A 26,259-nucleotide genomic window follows, 5' to 3' on the forward strand; every position below is an offset into this window, starting at 1 on the left:
CAGCCAGACCCTTGGAAAGATGAAGCTAGTTTCGTTGTCAGATAGAGAAAGGACCACAGCCATGACAGCAACCAGCATAGGATCATGAAACCAGACTTGCATTCGCTTGATTTAGCGAAACTCGGATGTTTCAATTGCGGTCCAGAAATTCCGATTCAGTCGCAGCACGCCGGAACCGGCGCTTCGGCGGTGATGACGTCGCGGCCGAAGACGCCCGGATCGCGCGGCACCAGCCGGACCACCGAGTAGCCCCGCTCATCCAATTGCGCCAGGAAATCCGGCAGTAGCGCGACCGTGCGCGCGTGGATGTCGTGGAACAGGATGATGCCGCTGCCGCGCGCCTCCAGCCGCTGCAGGGTGCGGGCAATGACCTGGTCGGGCGTCTCGGAATAATAGTCTTTGCTGTCGATATTGACGTCGAGGACCACCACGTCGTTCTGCGCCATATTGGTGCGCAGGAATCCGGTCTGCGCCAGGTACGGAAAACGGAAGAACGGCGACAGCGTCGCGCCGCTGCCCGCTAGCGCCCGCGATATCGCTCGTTCGCCCCTGACGACGTCGTCAAGCGCTGCCTGGCTGGTCAGCTTCGACAGATCGGCATGGTCATAGCTATGGCTGCCGATGGTATGGCCATGCGCCGCCACTGCCCGCACCAGTTCGGGATGCGCATCGGCGGCGCAGCCCAGCATCAGAAAGCTTGCCTTGACGTCATAACGGTCGAGAATGTCGAGAATGGCATCGGTGCGACCAGCGCGCGGACCATCATCGAAGGTCAGGATGACCTCGCCGGGATGCAGCACGATGTCGGCGGATGATGCCACCGTCAGCGTGCGGCCACTGAGCGGGCCACGCGAAAACAATCGGTCAGGCATGGATTGCGGGGAGCTTGCTGGCGATACTTGGGGAACGCTGCCCGTTATTGTCGGCCTTGAGGCCGCAAATTCCAGGCGCGAACTCGGTGGCTTGGCGCATCCGCCAAGCAGCATACTCGCCAGGGCGGCGACAATGACAAAACGCGAAAGCAACACGACCTGAACTCTGCACCATCACCACAGAGCCAGTTTTTGCGATTATGGTTAATAATGCGTCAGCGGCCGGTCGTTTCCGAGCGAGCGGCGACTTTTGCCTTCACCACGAGCGTGTCCAGCGCGCTAAGAAAGGCCGAACGATCGGCCGGTCGGAAGCTGGCATTGTAACCCTTGCTTTCACCGGTTTCGCGCAGGTGCTGGTTGAGTTCGCGCATCGCCAACGCCATGCCGATCGACGCCTGCGTAAAGGGCTTGCCGGTGAAGCCGAGCACGTGCGAGCCACGCGCCAGCGCTCGCCCGGCCAAGGGAATGTCGGCGGTCAGTACAATATCGTTGGGCTGCGCCTGCTCGACAATCCAGTCGTCCGCAGCGTCGGCGCCCTGCGGCACCACGACGACGCGAACCATCGGATCGCGCGACGGCCTGATGCCGCCATTGCTGACAAAAGTCAGTACCAGCCCATGCCGCTCGGCGACGCGCAGGGCTTCGTCCTTGACGGGGCAGGCATCGGCGTCGACGTAAATTTGAGGAGTGGACATGGGCTGGTGCTGTATCTGGCTAGACGGCATTGACCGGAGGATGCAGCCGCGTATCGAGAGCGAAACGCTCCTGCGACCGCAGGCTGAAGGCCCCGGCAGCAGCCGAGGCAACAAAGATCAGGTTCCAACTATGGATCGATACCGCGCTCGGAAGCAGAACGAATTTGTGCTGCGCCAGCAAGGCATCGCCAAAGGCCTGCTGGCCAGCGCTGGGATTGCCCGGGTGCAGCCAGTTGGGATTGGGTACGGCGCTGGGATCGACCACATGGACTTGGGATGGAACAGTGATTGTGAACGAGGTCAGCACATGGGCGACGGTATCTAGGATATCGAAGCCTTTATGGACCGCGACTTCCAGAATTGTCGTCGCCGGATCGATCGAGCAATAGACCGCGCGAACGCCTCGGCTGCTCCAGCGCCCGCCAAAACGGTACGCCCCCTCCCCACTATCCCAGGTGGCAGCGAAGCGGGCGTCATCAAGGCGCCAGGCGACAAGTTCGGTGCCGCCCAGCGCGGCGGGCAATGGCGTCACGTATAGACGCCGTATTCGATGCGTCCCAACAGGGTCTCGACGAGATCGACGCCGGCTTGAGTGGCCAGCAGATCGATCGGGCGGCGGCCGTCAAGGCCAATGGCCCGACGCTCCAACCATTGTTCCGCCGCACCCTGCCCCCCGAAAATCTCGCTGGCCTTGGCCAGGATTTCCGCGAACTTCCAGGTCCGGTTGCTTTGCTCGGTGTTCAACGCCTGGCTCGGATCCGCCTTGCGGCGCTGCACGGTGCGCACGCTCATGCCGATAGCCTTCTCAAAGGCCGCCGCATCGAGGAATTTTAGGCTGCGTTCCAGATAGGTGAGCGCCTCGCCCGGCAAGCCGGCCAGCAGCATTTCATGGGCATCCAGCGGACCGCTCAACGTATGCTTGAGCACCCGGTGCCCACCCAGCAGCGCGGCGACGTGATTGACGTCGCCCGCCTCAAAGGGCGTCTGCGCCTCTTCAAAACCAGTCATCGCAATTTGAGTCATTTGCCGCCTCCGTCACGTGTCGTAAAATATATGTCACATGACGGCTGAGAATACAACCTCAGACGCGGCTCTAATATAAGATGGAGTACTCAGCTCCGTGCTGAAGCTCGCGTACCGAAACGACGCACCGCTCATGGTTAGAACACCACAACGCTACGGATGCTTTCCCCGGACCGCATCAATTCGAACCCTTTGTTGATGTCCTCGAGACGTAGCGTGTGGGTGATCATCGGGTCGATCTCGATCTTGCCGTTCAGATACCAGTCGACGATTTTCGGCACGTCGGTACGGCCCTTGGCGCCGCCGAAGGCGGTGCCCATCCAGGTGCGGCCGGTGACCAACTGGAACGGACGCGTGGCAATCTCCTGCCCCGCGGCCGCAACACCGATGACGACGGACTTGCCCCAGCCGCGATGGCTGGCTTCCAGCGCCTGGCGCATCACCGTGGTGTTGCCGGTGCAATCGAAAGTGTAATCCGCCCCGCCAATGGTATCGCCGCGCCGTTTCGTCATGTTGACCAGATAGGGGACGATATCGCTCTCGATCTCCTTGGGATTGACGAAGTGGGTCATGCCGAAGCGCTCCCCCCATTCCTTCTTGGAATTGTTCAGATCGACGCCAATGATCATGTCAGCGCCCGCCAGGCGCAGCCCCTGGATGACGTTGAGGCCGATGCCGCCCAGGCCGAACACCACGGCGGTGGCGCCGACTTCGACCTTGGCGGTGTTGATGACTGCGCCGATGCCGGTGGTGACACCGCAACCGACATAGCAAACCTTCTCGAACGCCGCCTTGGCGTCGATCTTGGCGACGGCGATTTCGGGTAAGACAGTGTAGTTGGAGAAGGTCGAGCAGCCCATGTAGTGGAACAGCGGCTGGCCCTTGTAGGAGAAGCGCGACGTGCCATCGGGCATCAGCCCCTGCCCCTGGGTCGAGCGGATCGCAGTGCACAAATTGGTCTTGCCCGAGCGGCAAGAATAGCACTCGCGGCACTCCGGCGTATAAAGCGGAATGACGTGGTCACCCACCTTGAGGCTGGTAACGCCTACCCCAACCTCTACCACGACCCCTGCGCCCTCGTGGCCCAGAATGGCCGGGAACAGGCCCTCCGGATCGGCGCCCGACAGGGTGAAATCGTCCGTGTGACAGATGCCCGTCGCCTTGATCTCGATCAGCACCTCGCCGGCGCGGGGGCCTTCCAGATCGACTTCAACGATTTCAAGTGGTTTTCCAGCCTGAAAGGCGACGGCGGCGCGGGATTTCATGATGCGGTTCCTCGATTCAATCCCTCGCAGTTCTGGCATGATGTGCCGGAGCCGACAACGTTAAAGGTCTGAACGCCAGACGCCGGCGGACTTACCACTGATTACAAGTACTTGCGGACGAAACCGGACTCAATCCGGCAGGTGACACCGCACCAGGTCGCCCTCGGCATCATCGATATTGATGGTCTCTCCGTCGATCACTCGCACGGCGAAAGTGGCTTCGGTGTGCTCGCCTTCATCCTCGCACATGGCGGTCAGCGAGTATCCTTGCGGCCTGGATAGCGCCGGCCCGGTGCTGCAATAGGAGCCGTAACTGCGCAAATGGGTCGGCGTAATGATGACGAAACCATCATAGGGCGTATCGGTCTGGATGATGGCACAATCCGGCGGCGTATTGGCCCAGACGCCCACATAGGACAGGCCACTGCCCTTCCAGTCGAACCGCGCGGCTTCGAGCGTTTCGGCATCCAGCCCGGCGGCGGGTTGCAGCAAAGCCGCCGGCGCGGCCATCGCAGGATGCGCCGCCATCAATCCGAGCATCAATCCGACGAGAGGTAATTTCATTTCATACCGCCGAGTGTGACGGCCACATTGACGGTGGCAGCCAGGATGACGGTGTTGAAGAAGAACGAAAAAATGCCGTGAAACAGCACGATCCGCTGCATTTCCCTTGAGGTGACTGACACGTCGGCGACCTGTGCGGTCATGCCGATGACGTAGGAAAAATAAAGAAAACTACCGCCATCTGGCTCATCGCCGGTGGGAAAGTCGAGCCCGCCGACCACGGCCTTCTTGTCTTTTTTGCCGCCCGAACTGGCCTCAGGCACTGCATAATATTCAAAGGCATAGTGGTGAGCGACCATCGCGTGAATGGTAAACCAGCCCAGTGGCACTGACACCGCCGTCACGATCAGCCGGAATGCGTCCGCCTGCCCGTCGGCATTCAACAGTTGGAACAGCGAAATCACCGCCGCGACGATCACCGCCGCCGTCACCACAAAGATGATCCAGACCGGCGCATCCTCCTGATCCGCATGGCTTTTGAGAAAGGCCGCGCTGGCCCGCGGGAAAAACATCAGGCTCACCACGAGATAGCCGATGAAGAACGCATTGGCACTCCAGACTATCGCCTGGGCCGGCAGGAAGAACAGCGTCACCGCCAGCACCATGAAGCCCGCGATCAGCCCGACATAGAACGCCTTATGCCGCCGGTAGCGCCCTAAGATCATGCCATTCTCCACCCTATTGAGGTAAGGATAGCCCCTTCCGCAGCGGCGTCAAACCTTTGAACGCGCGCAAGGATAACGATGGTCAGTCCTCAAGCGCGCCTGGGCCAGCGGTGGCGCCCGCGGGCACCTTGCCGAGAATGATCATACCCAGCACTTCGTCCTTGGTGACGTCCTCTGTACGCGCACTGCCCACGACCTGGCCGTTCTTCATCACCACCACGCGGTCCGCGAGGTCGAACACGTCGTGGATGTCGTGGCTGATAAGGAAAATGCCGATGCCATCGGATTTGAGCTGCTTGATCAGGTCGCCAACCTGCGCAGTTTCCTGCGGACCCAGCGCCGCAGTGGGCTCGTCCATGATCAGGATGCGGGCATTGAACAGGATGGCGCGAGCAATCGCGACGGACTGGCGCTGTCCACCGGACAAGGCCTTCACCGGCTCCTTGAAGCGGCGAAAATTGGGATTGAGCCGCCCCATGACTTCGCGCGCCTTGGATTCCATCGCTGCATCATCGAGCGTGCCGATCGGAGTCACCAATTCGCGCCCCAGAAACAGATTGGCGGCGGCATCGACATTGTCGGCCACGGCGAGCTGCTGGTAGATCGTTTCGATCCCATAACCCTTCGCATCGCGCGGATTGTTGATCGTGGCGTCCTTGCCATTGATGCGAATCGAGCCGGCGTCGCGCTTGTAGGCGCCCGACAGGATCTTGATCAGCGTCGACTTGCCGGCGCCGTTATGGCCCAACAAGCCCACGACTTCACCGGGATAAAGATCGATCGAGGCCCGATCGACGGCGCGAATGCCGCCGAAGGAAATCGAGATGTCGTCCATTTCGACGAGCGGTGTTCTGGTGTCCAGCATGATCAAGGACTCCCTAATTCTTGTTGCGGCGGTAGAGCGTATCGAGCCAGACTGCGAAGACGAGGACGATGCCGACGACGATAGATTGCAGCGGGCTATCCATGCCCATCAGCACCATGCCCGATTGCAGCGATTGCATGACCAGGGCGCCGAGCAGCGCACCGGCGATAGTGCCAACGCCGCCCGCCAACGACGTGCCGCCGATCACCGCTGCGGCGATGACATAGAGCTCATCGAGCGTGCCCAAGGCATTGGTCGCTGCGTTGAGGCGGGCCGACGAGATGGCGGCGGCGATGGCGCAGAGCCCGCCCATCAGCATGAAAATCTTGACGGTCACCCACCGGGTATTGATACCCGCCAGCTCCGCCGCCTCGGGATTGCCGCCCATGGCGAAGACATAGCGGCCAAAGCGGGTGCGCATGGAGATGAAGGTCATCACTACGCCGACGCCGACCGCGATCAGCACTGGAATGGCGATGCCGTGAGAGATGAATAGTCCGCCTTCGGGAATGGCGATGCCATTGGCTGCGGCGAAATTCTCGGCGATGCGGCGCGGCCACGGATAGGCATTGGCCACCCAGACAGCCGCAATCGTCAGGCCGCAGCCGATGACGCCAAGCGAAATTTCGGCCCAGATCGGACGCAGCGGAAAGTTGAAGCGCAGGCGCTGCTTGCGTCCGAAATAGAGGCCCACAAGGATGGCGACGCAGGCAATGGCCGCGACCACCCAGCTCCAGAAGAATCCAATCGAACCGGCAGGCCCACCGCCCATCAGTTGGAATCTCACATCCATTGGCGCCACGGTGCGCCCCATGGTGACCCACCACGCCGCGCCGCGCCACACCAGATAGCCACCCAGCGTGACGATGAAGGCCGGCACCTTAAGATAGGCGATGATGACGCCTTGCAGCGCACCGATGCCGACGCCGACGATGAGGCCGGCAGCCAGCGACAGCACCCAGATCATGGGATGACCGAGGCCAAGGCCGAGCTGATTGGGCAGGATATCGGTCTGCATGACGCCCATCACCATCCCGACGAGCCCCAGAATGGAGCCGACTGACAGGTCGATATTGCGGGTGACGATGATCAGCACCATGCCGGTGACCATCACCGCCACCGAGGCGGTCTGCACAGACAGGTTCCACAGGTTGCGGGGCGTCAGGAACAGCCCGCCCGAAAAAATGTGAAAGCCGATCCAGATGATGGCCAGCGCGCCCACCATGCCGAGCAGGCGCGTATCCAGCTCGGTGGCAGCCAGAAAGCGCTGCAGCGGATTTGTGACGTGCCGGCTTGGATGCGCGGCCGTTGAAACCGCAGGCTGATGAGCCATCATAGAGTCCCCCATTTACAGCGGTGCCGCGGCTGAGGCCACGGCACCGCCAGTTCGATCAGATTATAGCGCGTTCTTAGTTGCAGGCCGCAACAGTGCCGGCAGCGACGCCCTGGCACACGACATCCTTGGTCACCCAACCGGCGTCGATGACGACGTTGAGGTTGTCCTTGGTGATGGCGACGGGAGCGATGAAGAACGAGTTCATCTCGACGCCCTTCGGCCCGCCCGAGAACTTGGTGCCGCCGGTGACGGCGTCAAGCGCCGTGCCGCCAGCCAGCTCGAGCGCCACTTCGGCGGCTTTCTTGCCCAGTTCGCGAGCGTCTTTCCAGACCGAGACGGTCTGGGTACCGAGCGCGATGCGGTTGAGGGCGGCGTGATCGCCGTCCTGGCCCGAAACCGGCACCGAGCCGGCAAGGCCCTGCGCAGTCAGCGCTGCGATTGCACCGCCGGCAGTGCCGTCATTGGAGGCGACGACGGCGTCGACTTCGTTGTTATTGGCGGTCAGGAACTGTTCCATGTTCGCCTGGGCGACTTCGGGGTTCCAGTTTTCGGTATAGGCTTCGCCGACATTCTTGATGGCGCCAGAATCGATGGCGGCCTTGAGGACCTCCATCTGGCCCTCGAACAGGAAGTCAGCATTGGGATCGGCGCCGTTGCCCTTGATGAAGACGTAGTTGCCGGTCGGCTGCACGGCGAACACGCCCTGAGCCTGCATGCGCCCGACTTCCTTATTGTCAAAGGTCAGGTAGAAAGCATCTGGATTTTCGATCAGACGGTCATAACCAACCACCGGGATGCCTTCAGCGACGGCGGCCGCGACGGCTGGGCCGACAGCATCGCTATCCTGCGCCAGCACGATGATAGCATCGGCGCCCTGCGAGATCAGGCTTTCGATATCCGTCAACTGCTTGCCGGCGGACGACTGGGCGTCGGCCGAAATATAGGTGGCGCCGGCGGCGTCGAGCACGGCCTTGATCGCCGCTTCGTCAGTCTTCCAGCGTTCTTCCTGGAAATTATTCCAGGATACGCCAACGGTCAGCTTGTCCTGCGCCAGGACGGCGCCGGCAGCACTGGAAATGACGGTCGTGCACAGCAAGACCGCGAAAAATTTGTTCATGATGTCCTCCCATTTGGCGGTTTCCCGCCCGATTGCTGGCGAATAGCCCAGCGGGGCCCCTCCAGCGCCCTGAGCATTATTTTCAATGCTCGAAAAAACAAGTGACATGAGGTACGTACGTCTGTCAACATCATTTCGATACTCGAAATAATCAACCGAGTAGGCTATCGATAGCGATATTCATTCGATCCGATTGGGGAAAGCGGCTTGACGCGATTTGTCAGCGATAGCGACAGCGTCCGGCGGCAAAACCGTGGCCTGGTCCTGAGTGCCCTGCGCGTTCACGGCCCTCTGTCGCGCACCGTTCTTGCATCCCAAACCGGCCTCAGCCATGCCAGCATGACGGCGATTACGCAGGACCTGCTGGCTCAGCATATTGTTACCGAACTGGCGGAAACGCCAAGCTCCGATGCCAAGGCTCGCGGGCGTCCTGCCGTCAGGATCGGCTTCAACCGCACCGCCGCTTATGCCGCGCTGTTCGAGATTGAAGTCAGCCGCGCACGCCTGTCGCTGGTGGACTATGGCGGCACGCTGGTCGACCGCATCGACTTGCCTTTGGCCCCTACCCTGTTCGCTACCATTGCGCCGGGCGAGTTCCTGCGCGAGCGGATCGAGTATCTGGGCAAGCGCAATCCGGTCGAGACCAAGACGCTACGACGGATCGCCATTTCCGTGCAGGGCATTCTCGACCGCGACGGGCGCAGCCTCAAGTGGTCGCCCATCGCCCATCTGGCCGGCACGCCATTCGCCGATAGCCTGGCAGACGCATTCGATCTGCCGGTGACGCTCTATAAGCGCGGCCGGTTGCTCGCCGAAGGAACGCGTTGGCTTAATCCGGAACTGCACGATGCCAGCGTGGCCACCGTGTTTGTCGGCTCGACCGTGGCCATGGGCATGACCTTTCCCGGCGAGATTCTAGGACGCGGCAACGAGGGCACCACAGAATTCGGACATATGAACCACATGCCCAACGGCGCTCTGTGCCGTTGTGGCATGCGTGGCTGCATCGAAGCCTATGCCTCCGACTACGGCGTGCTGCGCACCGCCTATTCGGTGCCTGAGACCACCACTCCCGCTCCGTCGGTACCTCCACAGCAATATGACGACCTCATCCAGCGTGCCGAAACCGGCGATCGTAGCGCCACCCACGCCTTCAACATCGCGGGCCGCGCCATCGGCTTCGGGCTCAGCCGAATGATGGCGGTGTTCGATCCATCCCACATTCTCATCGTGGGCCCCGGCGCTCGTTCGTTCGAACTGATGCGCACGGAAATCGAAACTGCTCTGGCCGGTGCCCTCGTCTGCCGCGTTAATGGCCTGCCCGCCATCATCGCTTATCGCGACGAGAAGGAGCCTATCTTTCGCGGCCTGATGATGAAGGCGCTCAACGAGATCGACCAGGCCGAGTTCGCCGCGCTGCCCACCTTATCGCGCGGCGTCGAGCGCTCGACAGGCTAGGCAACCTTCGCTGCGGATAGCGGTTAAGCGTTGTCAACTGGCAGAAATTTCTGCCATGACCCAACGTTGACATAGTATAGAAGCTGCCAGCATCAGTTGCCCAACGCGCAGCCTTCCCGGAGCCTCCATGACGAAATTGATTGTGCCTGTGGTGCTTGCCGGTGGCCAGGGTACGCGGCTATGGCCGATGTCGCGCGCAGCACGGCCCAAGCAGTTCCTGCCGCTGACCGGCCCCACCAGCCTGTTCCAGGCGACGTTGCAGCGCGTCGGCGATCGTTCGGTCTACGACAAGCCCATCATCGTCACCAATGCCGAATACCGCTTTCTCGTGGCGGAGCAAGCGCTGGAGATCGGCTGCGAACTTGGCGGCGTGTTGCTCGAGCCCGTGGCTCGCAACACCGCCGTCGCCATCGCCGCCGCTGCCGCCTATGCGATGACCAATTTCGGCGCCGATGCCATCCTGCACGTGCTGCCGTCCGACCACGACGTGCTGGTTGACGAGGGCTATGCGGTCTCCGCCCAGCGCGCCGCCGAGGCCGCTCGCGCCGGCAAACTGGTGACCTTCGGCATTGTGCCGACGACACCGGAAACCGGCTACGGCTATATCAAGACCGGCCAAGGCGTTGGTGAAGGCGTCAACGCCGTCGACCGTTTCGTTGAAAAGCCAAATCGTGAGACTGCCGAAGACATGCTGTCGAGCGGCGGCTTCCTGTGGAATTCGGGCATGTTCATGCTCGGCGCCGGCAAGTTCCTCGAAGAGTGCGAGGCGTTTTCACCCGACACCTACACCGCCGCCAATGAAGCGGTTCTGCAAGCCAAGGTCGATCTGGACTTTGTGCGCCTAGACGAGGCCGCGTTCGCGCAAGCGCCAAATATTTCCGTCGATTATGCCATCTTCGAAAAGACTGCCGATGCAGTCGTAGTACCGGTCAGCTTCCACTGGTCCGATCTGGGCAGTTGGGACGCGGTGTGGAAGGTCGGTAGCAAGGACGCGGCCGACAATGTCACCAGCGGCGCCGTTACGCTCAACAATGTCAGCAACTCATTGGTGATGACCGAGCACGCCCATGTCGCCATCGACGGGCTGGACGATATCGCCGTGATCGCCAGTGACGACGCCATCTACATCGGCAAGCTTTCGGAGGCGCAGAAAGTCGGCGCCATGGTCAAGGTGCTGCGCGGCAATGCCGATACCGCGGCGCTGACCGAAATCCACAAGACTGCCTATCGGCCCTGGGGCGGTTATTCGTCCGTGGTGATTGGCGAGCGCTTCCAGGTCAAGCGCCTGTTCGTCAAGCCCGGCAAGAAGCTCAGCCTGCAAAAGCACCATCACCGTTCCGAGCACTGGGTGGTCGTGCGCGGGACCGCAGAAGTGACGCTCGACGGCAAAGTTATGATGCTGAGCGAGAACCAGTCCATCTACCTGCCGCTCGGCTGCACCCACCGGCTGGCTAACCCGGGCAAGATCGAACTGGAACTGATCGAAGTGCAGACCGGGTCCTATCTCGGCGAAGACGACATCATCCGCATCGAGGACGAATTCGGCCGGGCGTGAGCTTCTTCACCTCTCCCTCAGGGGGAGAGGTCGACCCCTCTTGGGTCGGGTGAGGGGGCCTTTACTGGGTGAGGTGCTGCGGGAAGGCGCCCTCACCCGTTGCTGCCCGCCGACCTCTCCCCCAAAGGGGAAAGGTGTAGAAGCCTCAGCGCGCAAACACCAGCTTGGCGTAAAGCTGCTCGGCCAATTCCTCCGGCGTGCTGATCGCGCCATGCAGCACGATGTCGGGCGTCTTGGGCGGCTCGAACGGGGAATCGATGCCGGTGAAATTCTTGATCTCCCCTGCCCGCGCCCGCGCATAAAGCCCCTTTGGATCGCGCGCTTCGCACACTTCCAGTGGCGTGTCGACATAGATCTCCGTGAACGGAATATCGCCGGCGATCTCGCGCGCCAACTGCCGCTCCTTGGCGAAGGGCGAGATGAACGATACCAATACCACGAGGCCAGCATCGGCCATCAACCGGGCCACTTCAGCGACGCGGCGGACATTCTCGACACGCGCGGCTTCGGTGAAGCCCAGATCTTTGTTGAGCCCATGCCGCACATTGTCGCCATCCAGAATATAGGCGTGGCGACCCTCGGCGGTCAGGCGCTTTTCGATCAGGTTGGCAATGCTCGACTTGCCTGAACCCGACAGGCCAGTGAACCACACCACCTGCGGTGTTTGCCCCTTCATGGTGCCGCGCACTTCGCGGTTTACGTCGAAGGACTGATACGTCAGGTTCTGAGCGCGGCGCAGGCCGAATTCGATGGTGCCCGCACCCAGCGTGGCGTTGGACAACCGGTCGATCAGGATGAAGCCGCCGGTCAGGGCATTGGAAGCATATGCGTCGAAAGCGATCGGCTTGTCGGTGGCGATGGTCAGCGTGCCGACCTCGTTGAGATCGAGCTTGGTCGCTGCCGTCTGCTCCAACGTGTTGACGTTGGTGCGGAATTTGAGATCGGTGATCGTCGCCGGTACGGTCTGCGAGCCGATCTTGAGCAGATAAGAGCGCCCCGGAAACGCCGACTCTTCGCTCATCCAGACCACGCGGGCCTGGAACTGGTTGGAAAATTCGGGCGTCTCGCCCGGATGGGTCAGCACGTCGCCGCGCGAAATATCGACCTCGCGATCCAGCACCAGCGTCACCGCCTGCCCGGCCAGCGCCGATGTCAAATCGCCATCCATGGTAACGATCCGCGCTACCTTGGCCGGCTTGCGCGAGGCGGCAATCAACAGATCATCGCCGACGGCAACCCGGCCGGATGCCACCGTGCCGGAAAACCCACGGAAATCCAGGTTTGGTCGATTGACCCACTGCACCGGAAACCGCATCGGCTGCGCTGACAGGTCTTCGCTGACGTCGATGGTCTCCAGGTACGGCACCAGTGACGGGCCACTATACCAGGGCGTATGCTTGCTCTGCGCCAGCATGTTGTCGCCACGCAGTGCCGAAACCGGGATAGCCGCCAGCGTCTTAAAGCCCAGCGGCGCAGCGAAGGCTCGATACTCCGCGTCGATACGGTCGAACACCGCCTGGTCATAATCCACCAGGTCGATCTTGTTGATCACCAGCACGACATGCTTCACCCCGATCAGCGACAGGATGAAACTGTGCCGCCGCGTCTGTGTCAGCACGCCCTTGCGCGCATCGATGAGCACCAGCGCCAGCTCGGCATTGGACGCGCCGGTCGCCATGTTGCGGGTGTATTGCTCGTGGCCGGGCGTATCGGCCACGATGAACTTGCGCTTGTCGGTCGAGAAGAAGCGGTAGGCCACATCGATGGTGATGCCCTGCTCGCGCTCGGCTGTCAGGCCATCCACCAACAGCGAAAAATCGATGCCTTCGTCACCGGTGGTACGGTTGCGGCTTTCCTTTTTGAGGCTCGCCAACTGGTCATCGAGGATCAACTGGCTGTCATAGAGCAGCCGACCGATCAGCGTGGATTTGCCGTCATCGACGCTGCCGCAGGTCAAAAACCGCAGCAGTGACTTGTCGGTCTGCTGGCTAAGCCACAGGTCGAGATCGGTATCCGGCGTTGCCATCGAGAGCGTCATCTCAGAAATAGCCTTCCTGCTTCTTCTTCTCCATCGAGCCCACGGAGTCGCTGTCGATCAGGCGCCCTTCGCGTTCGGAGGTTCGGCTGGCCTGCATTTCCATGATGATCGAAGGCAGATCGTCGGCGGTCGAACGAATGGCGCCGGTCAGCGGATAGTCGCCAAGCGTGCGGAACCGCACGACATCGTCATGCGGCTTTTCGCCCGGCTCGAAGCGGAAGCGGTCATCGTCGATCATGATCAGCGTGCCCGAGCGCTCGACCACCGGCCGCTTGCGGGCAAAATACAGCGACGGAATCTCGATGTTTTCCGAATAGATATAGGTCCATATATCCAGCTCGGTCCAGTTCGAGATCGGAAACACCCGCATGCTCTCGCCGGGGTTGAGGCGGGTATTGAACACCCGCCAAAGCTCGGGCCGCTGGTTCTTGGGATCCCATGCATGCTGGGCATTGCGGTGGGAGAACACGCGTTCCTTGGCGCGGCTCTTCTCCTCGTCCCGGCGCGCCCCGCCGATCGCCGCATCATAGCGGCCGGCGTTGAGCGCCTGCCGCAGTGCCTGCGTCTTCATGATATCGGTGAACCGCGACGAGCCGTGATCGAACGGATTGATGCCCTGCGCCAATCCCTCGGGATTGGTGTGACTGATCAGGTCGAACCCATATTGCTCGGCCATCCGATCGCGAAACGCGATCATCTCGTGGAATTTCCAGGTAGTATTGATATGCAGCAGCGGAAACGGGATCCTGCTGGGAAAGAACGCCTTGCGCGCCAGATGCAGCAGGACGCTGGAATCCTTGCCGATCGAATACATCATCACGGGCCGCTCAAAACTGGCGGCGACCTCGCGCATGATCTCGATGCTCTCGGCCTCAAGCGCGCGCAAGTGGGTCATTTTGTCGGACGTCAATTGGCCATCCCCGGCTGAACTTTTCGCTCACTGGTCACGAGCGCCTTTGGCCTTGGTGGTTAGGCGCGGAAGGCCCGGCGAGCAAGGCCAAACTGGCGTTTCGGCCAGCGCCCTCAGGGCGTTCAGAATAATGCACCAAGCCGAGGCGCGAACGTGGCCGAATTATCCACGTAGCCCTGCACTAGAGTGACCCGCCAACGTCGTTCGATCCGCAGTTAGAAAAAAAGTTTCACGTCGCCGCAACTTTAAATCTACAAACTAAATCAACTTATTGGCCTGTTGCCTTGAAATGACTGTAGACGTAGCAAGGACATCCGCCGGAATACTTGATGTCTGCGAAGGGTTCGAAGCAGAGAACCTGATTTCAAGGTCAGGTGTAAAATCCAAAGGGGTTCTGTGGTGACAGAACGCGGTGGTCAAGCTAACGTCTCGATATGTCCAACCTCTATACCATGACGAGCCAGCCGCGCGCAGTGGCGCACGGCAGCCGGGTCGTCCGCGCCGCGTTGAGGGCCCGCTTTGTTTGATCCCCGTTTGACCTTGGCCCGCGACGGGATTGCCGCCCGGTCCCTGGAAGGGATCATTCCGGCTACTCGCTACGTCGACACGACCATGCGACAGACGAACACCCCCTCTTCCGCCCTGCGCCGCGCGCCCTCGCCCGATGCCGAGCAACTTGACCAGTTGCTATTCGGCGAGCTGTTCGAGGTGCTGGACGAGGCTGATGGCTGGGCCTTCGGGCAGGCGAAACGCGACGGCTATGTCGGCTATGTCGAGACCGCGACGCTGATTGGGCAGGCGACCGCCCCGACCCACACGGTACGGGCGCTGCGCACCTACGGCTTTAGCGCGCCCAGCATAAAGGCTGCGCCCATAGGGCTCTATTCGATGAACGCGCTGCTAACCGCCGAAGGACAGGATGGTCGTTTCATCAAGACGTCGGGCGGCTGGTTTGTTGAGGAGCACCTCGCGCCCATCGGCCAGCCTGAGACGGATTACGCTGGGGTCGCCCAGCGCTTCGTCGGCGCGCCCTACCAGTGGGGTGGGCGCGAAAGCCTGGGGCTGGACTGTTCCGGGCTGGTGCAACAGGCGTTTTACGCCAGCGGTCGAGCCTGTCCACGCGACAGCGACCAGCAGGCGGCGATGGGCGAGCCGGTGGAGACATTGCGGCGCCGCGACTTGGTGTTCTGGCGCGGCCATGTGGCGATCATGACCAGCGCGACCGATATCGTCCACGCCAATGCCACCCATATGGCCGTGGTGATCGAACCGCTGGCCGAGGCCATCGCGCGCACCACCGCCCGTGGCGGCGGGGAGCCGACGGCCTATAGACGGATTTGACCGGAGAACAATGGGGAGGACCTCCGACCAATGCGACCGCTTCGATATTCGATCAATGTCACCCTCGACGGCTGCGTCGATCACAATGCCGTCGAGCCGGATCAGGAGATGCATCACTACTCGGCCCGGATCATCGAGCAGGCCGATGCGCTGATTTTTGGCCGCGTCATGTACGAGATGATGGAGGGTGCTTTCCGGGAACCGGCGGAAACGAAATCTGGCCCGACTGGTTGGCCGAATGGATGCGGCCCTTCGCGCGGACTATCAACGCGGCCAAGAAGTACGTCGTGTCCGATACGCTCGGGCAAGTCGATTGGAATGCCGAGCTCATCCGGGGTGATCGCCTGGAGGATACCGTCCGGCAACTGAAGCAAGAACCGGGCAATGGGTTGTATGTGGCCGGCGTGAAGCTGCCGCTGGCCTTGGCAGAGCTGGGACTGATCGACGAGTATGAATTCCTGGTGCATCCGCGGCTGGCAGGCCACGGGCCAACGCCGTTCGCGGGTCTGTCGAAACCCCTCGACCTGAAGCTCGTGGGTCAGCAGCAATTGAGTTCCGGAGCCGTGGCACTGCGGTATGAGCTGCGCCGGTAGCTAGGCCGGCATCGGGCGGATGAAGTGGTTCGGGGCGATCTCGCGCACATTGGATTGCGCGATGGCGGATTGCCGGCGGATCATGTCGATCTGGCTCAGTTCGTCCTCAAACCGTGTGTCGGCGAAGCGACGGTCGGGATCTGGAACGGCGGACAGCAACAGCCTTGTATAGGGGTGTTGCGGATTGCCCAGCACGCTTTCCGTGGCGCCCCACTCGACGATCTGGCCCGCATACATAACCATGATGTCTTCGGCCACATAGCGGGCCGTGGCGATGTCGTGGGTGATGTAGAGCACTGCCAGCCCCAGTTGCCGCTTCATGTCGTTCAGCAGGTTGAGGATGCCCAAGCGCACCGAGACGTCGAGCATGGAGGTCGGCTCGTCGGCGACGATAACCTCGGGATTGACCGCCAGCGCGCGGGCGATGCTGATGCGCTGGCGCTGACCGCCGGACAGCTCATGGGGGTATTTGGTCGCGATCAATACCGGGTCGAGCTTGACCCGCTCAAGCAGCTCCGAAATTGCCGCCCGCCGTTCGGCCGAACCCAGCCCAGGCTGATGCAGACGCAACGGCCGCTCAAGGTGGTAGCGAACCGTATGGGTTGGGTTGAGCGACGAAAAGGGGTCCTGAAACACCATTTGTACGGAGGCGCGATAGGCCCTGAGACTGTCATTGCCGACCGGGATGCCGCGGAACAGCAATTGCCCTTCGTCCGGCCGATACTCACGCATGATGAGGCGGGCAGCGGTGGTCTTGCCCGAGCCGGACTCTCCCACCAGCGCAAGGGTGCGGCCGGCATGGAGGGCAAATGACATCGAGCGCGCGGCATAGACACGGGCATCTGCCCGACCGAAGATCTTCGAGACATTGTCGAGGGCGATGATCTGGGTGGTGTCGCTCATTTTGCGTCCTGCGCAATCTGCTCGCCGTGCAGGCGCGGCATCGAAGCCCAGAGTTTTCGCGTGTAGTCGTGGCTTGGTGAACGATAGATGGTCTGCGCGTCGTTCACTTCCACCAGTTCGCCTTCGAGCATGATGCCGATGCGGTCGCTCACCTGCACCATCAGGGCCAGGTCATGAGTGATGAACAGCACTGAAAAACCCAGCTCCTGGCGCAGTTTGTGGATGCGTTGCAGGATTTCGCGCTGCACGACGACATCGAGCGCGGTGGTCGGCTCGTCCATGATGATGAGCTTGGGTTTGAGCGCCAGGCAGATGGCGATGACGATGCGCTGGCGCATCCCGCCCGAGAGTTGGTGCGGATAGGCCGACAATCGATCGGTCGGAATGTCCACCAGACCAAGCAGTTCGGCCGCTCGCTCCCGAGCCGCCGATCGCGACATTCCCGTGTGGGTGTTGAGCACGTCGTAGAACTGGTCCTCGATGGTCAGCACCGGATTGAGCGAGTTCATCGCGCTCTGGAACACCATCGCCACCTCGCGCCAGCGGAAGCTGCGCAGTTCGGCGTCGTCGAGCTCGAGCACGTCGCGCCCATCGACCAGAATGTGGCTGCCGGTCCGGATCAGCGCCGGCGGGCGATGCAGGCGGCTGATGGCGAAGGCGATGGTGGACTTGCCGCAGCCCGATTCTCCCGCGAGGCCAAAGAATTCGCCCGGTGCGATATCGAAGCTCACGTCCTTGACGGCGTGGAACACGGTTTTTGCGCCGATATAGTCGATGGAAAGGTTCCGAACCGAGAGGACGCTCATACCTTGCCCTCCCCGGCACGAACCATTCGTGTCCAGCGACCCAGCATGCCGCCGGTGCGCAGGCGCGGATTGGCGACTTCGTCGATGGCGAAGTTGATCAGCGCGAGGCCAAGGCCCAGCAGGGCCAGCGCGAAGCATGGTGACAGCAGATCCCACCACGCGCCAACCGACAGGGCCGAGGCGTTCTGGGCATTGTAGAGCATGATGCCCCAGGACACCGTGTTGGGGTCACCCAGGCCGAGGAATTCCAGCGTCGCCTCGCTGATGACGGCGAAGATGACGCTGCCGATGAAGTTGATGCCGACGATGGAAATCAGGTTCGGGAAAATCTCGAAAGCCATGATGCGCCAGCTTGGCTCACCCAGCATTTCGGCGGATTTGACGTAGTCGCGCTGGCGGATCGACAGCGTTTCCGAGCGGGTGACGCGCACGCCCCAGGCCCAGGATGTGAGTCCCAGGATGACCGCGATGACCGGCGGGCTCGCCTGGCCGACAAATGCGGCGATCACCAGCAGCAGCGGCAGGTTCGGGATGACCAGCACCAGATTGGTGAAGAAATTGATGATCTCGTCGACCACGCCACCCCTGTATCCGGCAATGATGCCCAGCACGGTGCCGACCAGGGTGATCATCAGGCCCGCCCCGAAGCCGACGGCCAGCGACACGCGGGCACCGTAGATCAGGCGGGTGAAGACGTCATGGCCGAGGCGCGTCGTGCCGAGCCAGTGATCGAGCGACGGGGGCTGATGCGGACGGCCCACGCGTTGGGTGGGGCTATACTCGCTCAGGAACGGCGCGAAGATGGCCACGAGCAGGATGACGGCGAGAATGATGACGCCCACCAGCGCCTTCTTGTTCTGCACGAGTTGGGAAAACAGTTGCATCGGTCAGGCCTTTTTCAGGCGTGGATCGAGCAGCACATAGCTCAGATCGACAACGAAGTTAGCGACCAGCATAGCCGCGGTCATAATCAGCAACTGGCCCTGGATCACCGGATAGTCGCGGGCGAGGATGGCCTGGTAGAGCATATTGCCCAGGCCCGGATAGTTGAACACCACCTCGGTCACCAGCGAGCCGCCCAATATCGCGCCAACGGATATGGCCAGGGCCGACACAGTGGGTAGCAGCGCGTTACGGGCGGCGTACCAGAGCATGACCTGGTTGTCGCTGAGCCCCTTGGCACGGCCCATGACGATGTAGTCGTCTCCGAGCAGGTTGATCATGTTGTTGCGCATGGTCACGGCGAACCCGCCGGTGAGCACGATGACCATGGTGAACATGGGCAGCGCGCCATGATGGATCACGCTGGAGATGTAGGCCCAGCCAAAGGCCGGATCGAGCATTGGATCGGCGGCATAGCCGTTCGGAAACCAGTGCAGGCTGTAGCCGAAGACGAACAGCATGGTCAGCGAGATGACCACGGCGGGCACGGAACTGGAAAAGATAGACAGCAGCGACACCACCGAGTCAAACAGCGTCCCGCGGCGCCAGGCGGCCATCACCCCGAGCAGGGTACCGAGCACGAAACTGACGATGGTAGCGCTGCCGACGAGACCCAGCGTCCACACCAGTGCGCGCGCCAGCAGCTCAGTGACCGGCAACGGAAAATACTTGATCGAACGGCCGAGGTCGCCGGTGAACACGCTTTGCAGATAATGCAGATATTGCTGGCCGATCGGGGCGTCGATGAAGCCGAAGGTCAGCTTGAGGGCGTTCAGGTTTTCCATCGACAGGTTGGAGCCGGCACCGGAAAACATGATCTGGATCGGATCGCCCGGCATCAGGCGGGGAAGGAAGAAATTGATCGTGGCTGCGGCGATAAACGCCGCCAGATAAAACACCACGCGCCGGAGCAGAAAGGCCATTGGATACGTGTTCCTCCGAGGGTCGCGTGCTTCGAAGCAGAGTGAGGGCGCTGTGACGCGCCCTCACGTGAGGTCGGTTCAGGTCATGGCGCAACTGGACGTAGCGCCAGCAGTTGGATCAGGCGGCCTGGATTGGCATTGGAAATCACCGGCGAGGTGATGGGATTGTCGGCGCTGGCCCAGCCGGTAAAGCGCTTGGTGCTGTACTGATAGAACGAAGGGCTGTTGTAGACCGGAATCACCGGCATGGCCGCAGCCACCTTGAGCTGGATCGCATCCATGATCGACTTCTGCTCGGCCGGGTCCTTCACCTGGGTATATTTGTTGAGCATGTCGATCACTTCAGGATCAGTCCAGCGCTGGGCCGAGAAGCGGCTCTTGCCGAAATCGGCAGGATTGAACGAGCGGATATAGGGGAAATATGGATTGGCGGCCGATGCGATTGCATTGAGCGACATCGAATATTTCGCGTCGATCAGGTCGGAGGCCCAAACCGATTCCTCGGGCGTGCTCATCTTCACGTTGAGGCCGCCCTGCTTCAGGCTTTCGATGGCGATCTGCGTGGCGTCGATCCAGTCGGTCCAGCCATTGGGGATTTCGATATCGATTGCGATCGGCGTGCCATCGGGGTTATCGCGGAAACCGTCGCCATCTTTGTCGACATAGCCGGATTTCTCCAGTAGGGCCACGCCGGCATCGAGGTCGAACTTGCCGTATTGGCCAAACTGGGTGGCCACTTCCGGATTGCCGAAGGCTTTGTAGAACTCGCCCAGCATGGCGGGATCTTCGTTGATCACCGGATAGCCATAGCCGGCAATGTCGATGATGGTCTGCCGGTCGATCAGCATGCTGACCGCACGCCGGAAGTTCACGTCGTTGAAGGCCTTCTTGTTATTCGCGTCCGGACTTTCGAAGTTGAGCGTGAACGCGACAAGGCTCGACGGCAGGAACCAGTACTTGTTGTGCTCAGGGTCCTTGGCCACGAAAGTATTGTCGATGTCCGGGATGAAGCTCGTCGCCCAATCGAGCGTGCCATCGGCCAGCGCCGCCAGGACTTGTGGGTTGTCGGCGAGCTGGGGTAGCCGGATACAATCGACATGCAGGCTCGCCGCGTCCCAGTAATTGGGGTTGCGGCATTGCTCATAGACCTGGGGGGTGAAACGGGTGATCTCCGTCAGCGGACCGGAACCGACCGGCGTCTCGTTGGCGAAGGTCACCGGATCGGCGATGTCCTTCCAGATGTGCTCTGGCACGATCGGCATGCCCACGATGGTGGTGGCGATCAGCGAATTGGGCTGCACCAGGTTGAAGCGGACGGTCTTGTCATCCACCTTTTCAACCGATGCCATCAGGGGGGCCACCGAGGAGAAATCGAGGGCCGGAAACTTCTTGAGATAGCCGTAGGTGAACACCACGTCATCCGCGGTGAGGGGCTCGCCGTCGGACCATTTGAGCCCGTCGCGCAAGGTGAAGGTGATCGACTTGAGATCGTCCGCCAGTTCGAAGTTTTCGGCCAGGCGGTATTCCCATTTGTTGCCGGCGAGGCGGTTAAAGATCGCCAGCGGCTCGTAGATGAAGTCCTTGGTCGTGGCGCGGGCAGAGGTCTGGTTGAACGGGTTGAAATTGCGAACCCAGGTCGTGGTCTGTTCGGAACTGACTGTCAGCACCGCTTGGGCGCTGGCAGGCGCTGCGGCCATCGCCAGAACCATGGCGGAAGCCGCCAGGATCACTTTATTCTTCAGCACTGCTGTTCTCCTCTGCATCTGAACATCGCTCAAGCGATGCCGTTCTCCTTGAAGATCTGCTCAACCTCGGCGTGTAGAGCGGCAATGTCCACCCGCTTGGCGCCGCGCATGGCCTGACCGCGGGCAATCCGCACCAAGCTTTCCTGGCTGAGCGGGCGCGCCGCCCTGGCCGCGGCCTGGCTGGCCGCCAAATCACCCTGGCTGTGGAGGGCAATGTCATAGCCGGCATCGAGCGCGGCGGTGACACGTTCGGCCCAAGTGCCCTTGAGGGCTTCCATGGTCAGGCAATCGGTAATGATCACCCCGTCATAGCCAATGTCCTTGCGGATCAGCTCGCACACCAGGGGCGAAACCGAGGCCGGGCGCTCGGGATCGATCTGGCTGAAGATCAGGTGTGCAACCATGGCCCAGGGCGTATCCCGCAGCGCGATGAAGGGACGAAAATCGGTGTCGCGCAAGTCCTCGCGGCTGGCATCGACCACCGGACAGTCGAAATGCGGATCGACCGTGACCCGCCCGTAGCCCGGAATATGCTTGATCACCGGCAATTCGCCGGCCTCCAGCATGGCGTTGATGACTTCGCGCGCCATGGTGATGACGAGGTCCGGATCGTCCCCGAACGAGCGCTGACCGATCACCTCGTGAGTGCCCTTGCGGGCCAAGTCGACCACCGGCGTCGTGCCGCTGTCGATGGTCAGGTCGGCCATCAGCGATCCCATGGCCTGCGTTGAGAACCGCATGGCGCGCTTGCCAAGTTCCAAATCCTTACGCGCCAGCGCACCGAATTCGCCCAAGCTGCGGAAGCTCGGCCACTTGCCATTGTTGAGACGCTGGACCCGCCCGCCTTCCTGGTCGATGGAGACCGGGGCATCGTCGCGCCCCACCGCGTCCCGGAACTGTGCGCACAGGCGCCGCACTTGCTCGGGATTGTCGAGATTGCGCCGGAACAGGAACAGCCCGAATGGGTTGGCCTCGCGGAAGAAGGCGATTTCGTCGGCCGAAAGCTCCAGCCCCGGCATTCCGACGAACAAGGCAAGCGGCGTTGATGACGCCATTACGCGTCGGCCTCCGGCTTGGGCCGGACGCGCAGCAGGCCCTGATAAATATCTTCCTTATCTGCTTCGATCGGCACCGCTCCCACCGCCTTAACATAAAAATCCACCGGCCCGGCCGAACCGATGATTGCGTAGGCATATCCGTGCGCCTTCATCGCGGCCAGCGTGTGATAGAACAGTGCTAAGCCGATTTTGTTGCCGCGCTGGCTTTCGGCGACCCCGGTCGGCCCGAAAAAGCCGCGCGCCGTGGCATCGTAGCAGGCGAAGCCGATGAGCTGGCCGTCGACGACGGCGACGAGGCAACCCGGCGGCCGATGCGACATGGCCACCGTCACCTCGCTCACCCAGTACTCGCTGAAATGCTCCCGAACCCAGGACTGGACGAAATGCAGTTCCGGCGGGAGCGCAATGCGAATCGTCGCATTAACGTTCTCGACCCGCTCCGCCAGGGCGGTCATCCGCTGAGAATAGAGGTTTACCAGGCAATCCATGGACAAAACGAACCAATTTGATTCCTGTCACTAGGAATACGCGACGCAATCCAAGGGGTCCACGCACATTCTGCCCTATCCCGCCCCGAGGGCATAGCGGACGTCGATTCACCGCGATGACGTCTCGTGTTGGCCTGACTGCGCGACGTGAACTTGAACATCTGCCTGTTCAAATGCGGCCGCCGCGCCAATGGTGCTCCTGTTCCCGACCGCCTATGCCGCTTTGGCGACTATGGGCTTCACCATCATGGCCCGCTGAGCGACTAGATGACGCGCAAAGCACACCGCGGCTTTCCGAAGCGTTTACGCCTCGCGTGGCATGTTCTTCGCCATGAAGATGGCCGAGACATTGGCGCTGCGCAACGAGCGGGCGCTGCTGCGTTTCAACAAGGCTCTGCCGGAGGTATTTCCGGAGGCTGTGCTGACGCACGCAATGGCCAGACGCTGGACCCCGCCGACGCCGAGGCTCGCCGTCGACAGCTACTGGCGGACGCATCCCCTGCGGGCCGACCGGCTGGCGCGCGCCCTTGCGGCCAAGAGCGGAACACCCGAAGGCTGGACGTGGCGACTTAGGTCAGCCGACGAACCCGATCTCGCCCCCAGTTTTCGCATGCCACCGGCGCCCTATCGCCAGCAGGCCTTTTCGCGCGGGCCTGGCCATTGCGTGGTCTGCGGCCAACCCGTCTACCGACTTGGCTGGCACGTCGACCTTTGGGGCAAGGGCCCCAACAAGAACGCCGTCTGGCACACAGCCTGCGTTACCGCCTGGCAGATGTGGACTGCGCCCAGCAACCACGCCAAACTGCTGCGCAAGCTGCAAACCCGGCGCTGTGCGACAAGTGGCGCAAGGCTCCTGCGAACGTCCGAAGTCGACCACCGCACGCCGCTGTTCCGGGTGTGGCATGAACATCGCGACACCGACTGGCCAACGCTGCTGAATTATTGGGGCCTGCCCAACCTGCAAGTTATCAACCGCGACGCGCATGTAGAAAAGTCTTCCGCCGAAGCGACGACCCGGCGGCGCGGCAAAGTCGTGGTCGGCGGTGAAGGTCTAGCGACCTAGAGGCATGCTCCGGCGCGTCGGCGTGGTTCGCTTGACTCAAGGCTCCCGTCCGCATGATCATTCAACGACGAGGATGGGAAAATGACCGGCCATCGCATTTTTGCAGTCAGCGTCGCCAGCGTTTATCCGCACTATGTCGCCAAGGCCGAGAAGAAGGGGCGGACCAAGGCAGAGGTCGACGAAATCATCTGCTGGCTGACCGGGCATAGCCGGGAAACGTTGGACGGCGAGCTGGCAAAGAAGACAAGTTTTGAGGATTTCTTCTCCCAGGCGCCCGAGACGAACGCCTCGCGGTCCCTGGGGAGTCGTTTGCGGCGTGCGGTGGAAGATATCCAGGAACCCACCATGCGGGAAATCCGCTATCTGGACAAACTGGTCGACGAACTTGCCAAAGGGAAGGCGATGGAGAAAATCCTGAGAACCACGTAGACGCCTGGCTGGGACCGCCAAACTTGGCTCCTACCAGCGTACCTTGTTGCTAACACCTGATTGGATATCATGAGCACGACAACGATCACCGTGGCCGCAGAGGCGATGCCGGACGAGCTGGCGGCGATCGGCGATGGCTTGGCGGCGTTCAACCAAGCCGATGTCGGCCCATCCGGACGGCTTGCAGTCACCGTGCTGGCGCGAGACGAGACCAATGCCATCGTCGGTGGCATTTCGGGATACACCGCCTGGGGCTGGCTCTATGTGCAATGGCTTTGGATCGCCGAGGCGCTGCGTGGGCAAGGCATGGCAGGGCAAATGCTGGAGGCGGCCGAGACCGAAGCGCGCAAACGCGGTTGTCACGCCGCTTATATTGATACGTTCAACCCGGTCGCGCTAAAAGTCTACCAAAAGCAAGGCTATCTGACATTCGGCGAACTAGCCAACTTCCCACCTGGCCGTACCCGCACCTTCTTGCAGAAGCCGCTTTAGCCAGCGACACGGCCGCCCTGCAAAGGAAATGGCGCGCCGGTGGTCGATGGGAAACTGATCGGCAAGCCGCGAATAACGCGGGTCGCCAGAAACGCAAAGCATTCTGCCTCGATCGCATCCCCGCGCCAGCCGACAGCCTCGGCGGGCACGACGTCGACATGTGCGCGAACCGGCAGCATGGCCATGATCGCCGGATTATGCCGCCCGCCACCGCAGACCACCAGCTTGCCAGGACGTTGCGGCAGAAGATCGAGCGCCTTGCCTACTGCGCTGGTCGTAAAGGCAGTCAGCGTCGCCGCGCCGTCGGCGGGCCCGAGACCATCGGCCATGGTGGATAGAAAGTCGAACCGGTCAAGGGATTTTGGATGAGGCGCCGATAGATACGGATGCTTCAGCAACTCCTTCAGCCGCGGCTCATCGACCTCGCCACGCAGTGCGAGTTCGCCATTACGGTCCATTTCTCCCAGGCCGAGATCCTTGATGAAATCGTTGATCGGCGCGTTGGCGGGGCCGGCGTCGAAGGCGATCAGCGTATCGGCGCCGTCCCACCAGGTGACATTGGCGACACCGCCCAGATTGAGCACCGCGATATCGCCCTTCGCTCCAAGGCCACGCAGCAGCGCCTGATGATAGATCGCCGCAAGCGGCGCGCCCTGCCCGCCGGCGGCCACATCGGCTGAACGGAAATCATACGCCACCTTGACGCCAAGCAGCCTGTGCATCAACGCCCCATCGCCAAGCTGGCGGGTGGCCCCAATCCGGCCCGGCTGTGGCGCGCGATGCAACACCGATTGGCCGTGAAATCCGACGACGCCGATATCGGCCATGGTCATGCCATTGGCCTCGACCAGTTGGCGCACCGCAGCCGATTGCGCGCGGGTCAACGCCTCCTCAGCCTCGGCGAAGATCGCTGGGTCGGCACCCTCGAAATTCCATTTCCGCGCCTGCGCCAGCGTTTCCTCCAGCAGGCGGCGGATCGAAGCAGGATAGGGCGCCAGCGTATAGGGCCCGAAGCTCTCCACACGCTCGCCATCGGTTTTGAGCATGGCGACATCGATATTGCCGTCGAGCACAGTGCCCGTCATCAGGCCCACGGTCCAGATCTGGTCCATA

The 26,259-nt window shown here is 61.7% G+C and carries 27 protein-coding genes; 7 read left to right on the forward strand and 20 right to left on the reverse strand.

Annotated features, from left to right (window positions below):
• Positions 1-155: 155 nt before the first annotated feature.
• The 10 genes from ABIB57_RS06815 to xylF form a co-directional block, all read right to left on the reverse strand.
• A complete protein-coding gene (locus tag ABIB57_RS06815; RefSeq protein ID WP_354039406.1) occupies positions 156-872 on the reverse strand; it encodes a polysaccharide deacetylase family protein in 717 nt (238 codons plus the stop codon).
• 215 nt (positions 873-1,087) lie between these two features.
• On the reverse strand, positions 1,088-1,567 hold the full coding sequence (locus tag ABIB57_RS06820) for a YaiI/YqxD family protein (RefSeq protein ID WP_354039407.1): 480 nt from the start codon (positions 1,565-1,567) through the stop codon (positions 1,088-1,090).
• A gap of 19 nt (positions 1,568-1,586) precedes the next feature.
• Positions 1,587-2,099 (reverse strand): RES family NAD+ phosphorylase, encoded by a 513-nt coding sequence (locus ABIB57_RS06825; RefSeq protein WP_354039409.1) that lies wholly within the window; start codon positions 2,097-2,099, stop codon positions 1,587-1,589.
• A complete protein-coding gene (locus ABIB57_RS06830) occupies positions 2,096-2,590 on the reverse strand; it encodes an Xre family toxin-antitoxin system antitoxin (RefSeq protein ID WP_354039411.1) in 495 nt (164 codons plus the stop codon). Before ABIB57_RS06830 ends, ABIB57_RS06825 begins: the two co-directional genes overlap by 4 nt.
• A gap of 137 nt (positions 2,591-2,727) precedes the next feature.
• Entirely contained in the window at positions 2,728-3,855 is a 1,128-nt protein-coding gene (locus ABIB57_RS06835; protein WP_354039413.1) for an S-(hydroxymethyl)glutathione dehydrogenase/class III alcohol dehydrogenase, read from the reverse strand.
• Positions 3,856-3,984: 129 nt separating this feature from the next.
• A complete protein-coding gene (locus tag ABIB57_RS06840; protein ID WP_354039415.1) occupies positions 3,985-4,419 on the reverse strand; it encodes a hypothetical protein in 435 nt (144 codons plus the stop codon).
• Positions 4,416-5,084, reverse strand: a complete 669-nt coding sequence (locus ABIB57_RS06845) for a DUF1345 domain-containing protein (RefSeq protein ID WP_354039416.1) — start codon at positions 5,082-5,084, stop codon at positions 4,416-4,418. Before ABIB57_RS06845 ends, ABIB57_RS06840 begins: the two co-directional genes overlap by 4 nt.
• An 82-nt stretch (positions 5,085-5,166) precedes the next feature.
• Positions 5,167-5,949 carry an ATP-binding cassette domain-containing protein gene (locus ABIB57_RS06850; protein WP_354039418.1) on the reverse strand — a complete coding sequence of 261 codons (783 nt, stop codon included), beginning with the start codon at positions 5,947-5,949 and terminating at the stop codon, positions 5,167-5,169.
• 13 nt (positions 5,950-5,962) lie between these two features.
• Positions 5,963-7,282: a sugar ABC transporter permease gene (locus tag ABIB57_RS06855; protein ID WP_354039420.1), complete on the reverse strand. Its 1,320-nt coding sequence runs from the start codon at positions 7,280-7,282 to the stop codon at positions 5,963-5,965.
• Positions 7,283-7,358: 76 nt separating this feature from the next.
• Entirely contained in the window at positions 7,359-8,402 is a 1,044-nt protein-coding gene (gene xylF, locus ABIB57_RS06860; protein ID WP_354039422.1) for a D-xylose ABC transporter substrate-binding protein, read from the reverse strand.
• Between the two features lie 207 nt (positions 8,403-8,609).
• Here xylF and ABIB57_RS06865 point away from each other — a divergent pair, with 207 nt between their 5' ends.
• Together ABIB57_RS06865 and ABIB57_RS06870 are read left to right on the forward strand one after the other, a co-directional pair.
• Complete coding sequence (locus tag ABIB57_RS06865) at positions 8,610-9,860, forward strand: ROK family protein (protein WP_354039424.1); 1,251 nt, start codon at positions 8,610-8,612, stop codon at positions 9,858-9,860.
• 127 nt (positions 9,861-9,987) lie between these two features.
• On the forward strand, positions 9,988-11,415 hold the full coding sequence (locus ABIB57_RS06870; RefSeq protein ID WP_354039426.1) for a mannose-1-phosphate guanylyltransferase/mannose-6-phosphate isomerase: 1,428 nt from the start codon (positions 9,988-9,990) through the stop codon (positions 11,413-11,415).
• A 145-nt stretch (positions 11,416-11,560) separates the two neighbouring features.
• Here ABIB57_RS06870 and cysN read toward each other — a convergent pair whose 3' ends face one another.
• Both cysN and cysD read right to left on the reverse strand, forming a co-directional pair.
• Positions 11,561-13,441 (reverse strand): sulfate adenylyltransferase subunit CysN, encoded by a 1,881-nt coding sequence (cysN, locus tag ABIB57_RS06875; RefSeq protein ID WP_354039428.1) that lies wholly within the window; start codon positions 13,439-13,441, stop codon positions 11,561-11,563.
• Between the two features lie 13 nt (positions 13,442-13,454).
• Positions 13,455-14,348 carry a sulfate adenylyltransferase subunit CysD gene (gene cysD / locus ABIB57_RS06880; protein WP_354039699.1) on the reverse strand — a complete coding sequence of 298 codons (894 nt, stop codon included), beginning with the start codon at positions 14,346-14,348 and terminating at the stop codon, positions 13,455-13,457.
• Positions 14,349-14,975: 627 nt separating this feature from the next.
• On the opposite strand from cysD, the gene ABIB57_RS06885 reads away from it, so the two are divergent.
• Both ABIB57_RS06885 and ABIB57_RS06890 read left to right on the forward strand, forming a co-directional pair.
• The gene (locus ABIB57_RS06885) at positions 14,976-15,704 is read left to right on the forward strand and encodes a C40 family peptidase (protein WP_354039429.1); all 729 of its coding nucleotides are present in this window, start codon (positions 14,976-14,978) and stop codon (positions 15,702-15,704) included.
• Between the two features lie 287 nt (positions 15,705-15,991).
• Positions 15,992-16,297, forward strand: a complete 306-nt coding sequence (locus ABIB57_RS06890) for a dihydrofolate reductase family protein (RefSeq protein WP_354039430.1) — start codon at positions 15,992-15,994, stop codon at positions 16,295-16,297.
• Here the strand turns inward: ABIB57_RS06890 and ABIB57_RS06895 are convergent, their stop codons facing one another.
• The 7 genes from ABIB57_RS06895 to ABIB57_RS06925 all read right to left on the reverse strand — a co-directional run bounded on the left by ABIB57_RS06895 (position 16,298) and on the right by ABIB57_RS06925 (position 23,162).
• Complete coding sequence (locus ABIB57_RS06895) at positions 16,298-17,200, reverse strand: ABC transporter ATP-binding protein (RefSeq protein ID WP_354039432.1); 903 nt, start codon at positions 17,198-17,200, stop codon at positions 16,298-16,300.
• A complete protein-coding gene (locus ABIB57_RS06900) occupies positions 17,197-18,006 on the reverse strand; it encodes an ABC transporter ATP-binding protein (RefSeq protein WP_354039434.1) in 810 nt (269 codons plus the stop codon). The genes ABIB57_RS06895 and ABIB57_RS06900 overlap by 4 nt, the downstream gene beginning before the upstream one ends.
• Positions 18,003-18,890 (reverse strand): ABC transporter permease, encoded by an 888-nt coding sequence (locus tag ABIB57_RS06905; protein ID WP_354039435.1) that lies wholly within the window; start codon positions 18,888-18,890, stop codon positions 18,003-18,005. The genes ABIB57_RS06900 and ABIB57_RS06905 overlap by 4 nt, the downstream gene beginning before the upstream one ends.
• Positions 18,891-18,893: 3 nt before the next feature.
• Positions 18,894-19,871: an ABC transporter permease gene (locus ABIB57_RS06910; RefSeq protein ID WP_354039437.1), complete on the reverse strand. Its 978-nt coding sequence runs from the start codon at positions 19,869-19,871 to the stop codon at positions 18,894-18,896.
• A gap of 83 nt (positions 19,872-19,954) precedes the next feature.
• On the reverse strand, positions 19,955-21,580 hold the full coding sequence (locus ABIB57_RS06915; protein ID WP_299725430.1) for an ABC transporter substrate-binding protein: 1,626 nt from the start codon (positions 21,578-21,580) through the stop codon (positions 19,955-19,957).
• A 65-nt stretch (positions 21,581-21,645) separates the two neighbouring features.
• Entirely contained in the window at positions 21,646-22,671 is a 1,026-nt protein-coding gene (gene nagZ, locus ABIB57_RS06920; RefSeq protein WP_354039439.1) for a beta-N-acetylhexosaminidase, read from the reverse strand.
• Positions 22,671-23,162: a GNAT family N-acetyltransferase gene (locus tag ABIB57_RS06925; protein WP_354039441.1), complete on the reverse strand. Its 492-nt coding sequence runs from the start codon at positions 23,160-23,162 to the stop codon at positions 22,671-22,673. The genes nagZ and ABIB57_RS06925 overlap by 1 nt, the downstream gene beginning before the upstream one ends.
• Positions 23,163-23,481: 319 nt before the next feature.
• On the opposite strand from ABIB57_RS06925, the gene ABIB57_RS06930 reads away from it, so the two are divergent.
• The 3 genes from ABIB57_RS06930 (at position 23,482) to ABIB57_RS06940 (ending at position 25,146) form a co-directional block, all read left to right on the forward strand.
• Complete coding sequence (locus ABIB57_RS06930) at positions 23,482-24,225, forward strand: hypothetical protein (protein WP_354039442.1); 744 nt, start codon at positions 23,482-23,484, stop codon at positions 24,223-24,225.
• 81 nt (positions 24,226-24,306) lie between these two features.
• On the forward strand, positions 24,307-24,654 hold the full coding sequence (locus ABIB57_RS06935) for a DUF2200 domain-containing protein (protein ID WP_354039444.1): 348 nt from the start codon (positions 24,307-24,309) through the stop codon (positions 24,652-24,654).
• A gap of 69 nt (positions 24,655-24,723) precedes the next feature.
• Positions 24,724-25,146 carry a GNAT family N-acetyltransferase gene (locus tag ABIB57_RS06940; RefSeq protein ID WP_354039446.1) on the forward strand — a complete coding sequence of 141 codons (423 nt, stop codon included), beginning with the start codon at positions 24,724-24,726 and terminating at the stop codon, positions 25,144-25,146.
• Here ABIB57_RS06940 and ABIB57_RS06945 read toward each other — a convergent pair.
• Entirely contained in the window at positions 25,143-26,258 is a 1,116-nt protein-coding gene (locus ABIB57_RS06945) for an anhydro-N-acetylmuramic acid kinase (RefSeq protein WP_354039448.1), read from the reverse strand. The genes ABIB57_RS06940 and ABIB57_RS06945 overlap by 4 nt on opposite strands.
• Between the last annotated feature and the right edge of the window lies 1 nt (position 26,259).

This window comes from Devosia sp. UYZn731 (assembly GCF_040546795.1).
GTDB lineage: Bacteria > Pseudomonadota > Alphaproteobacteria > Rhizobiales > Devosiaceae > Devosia.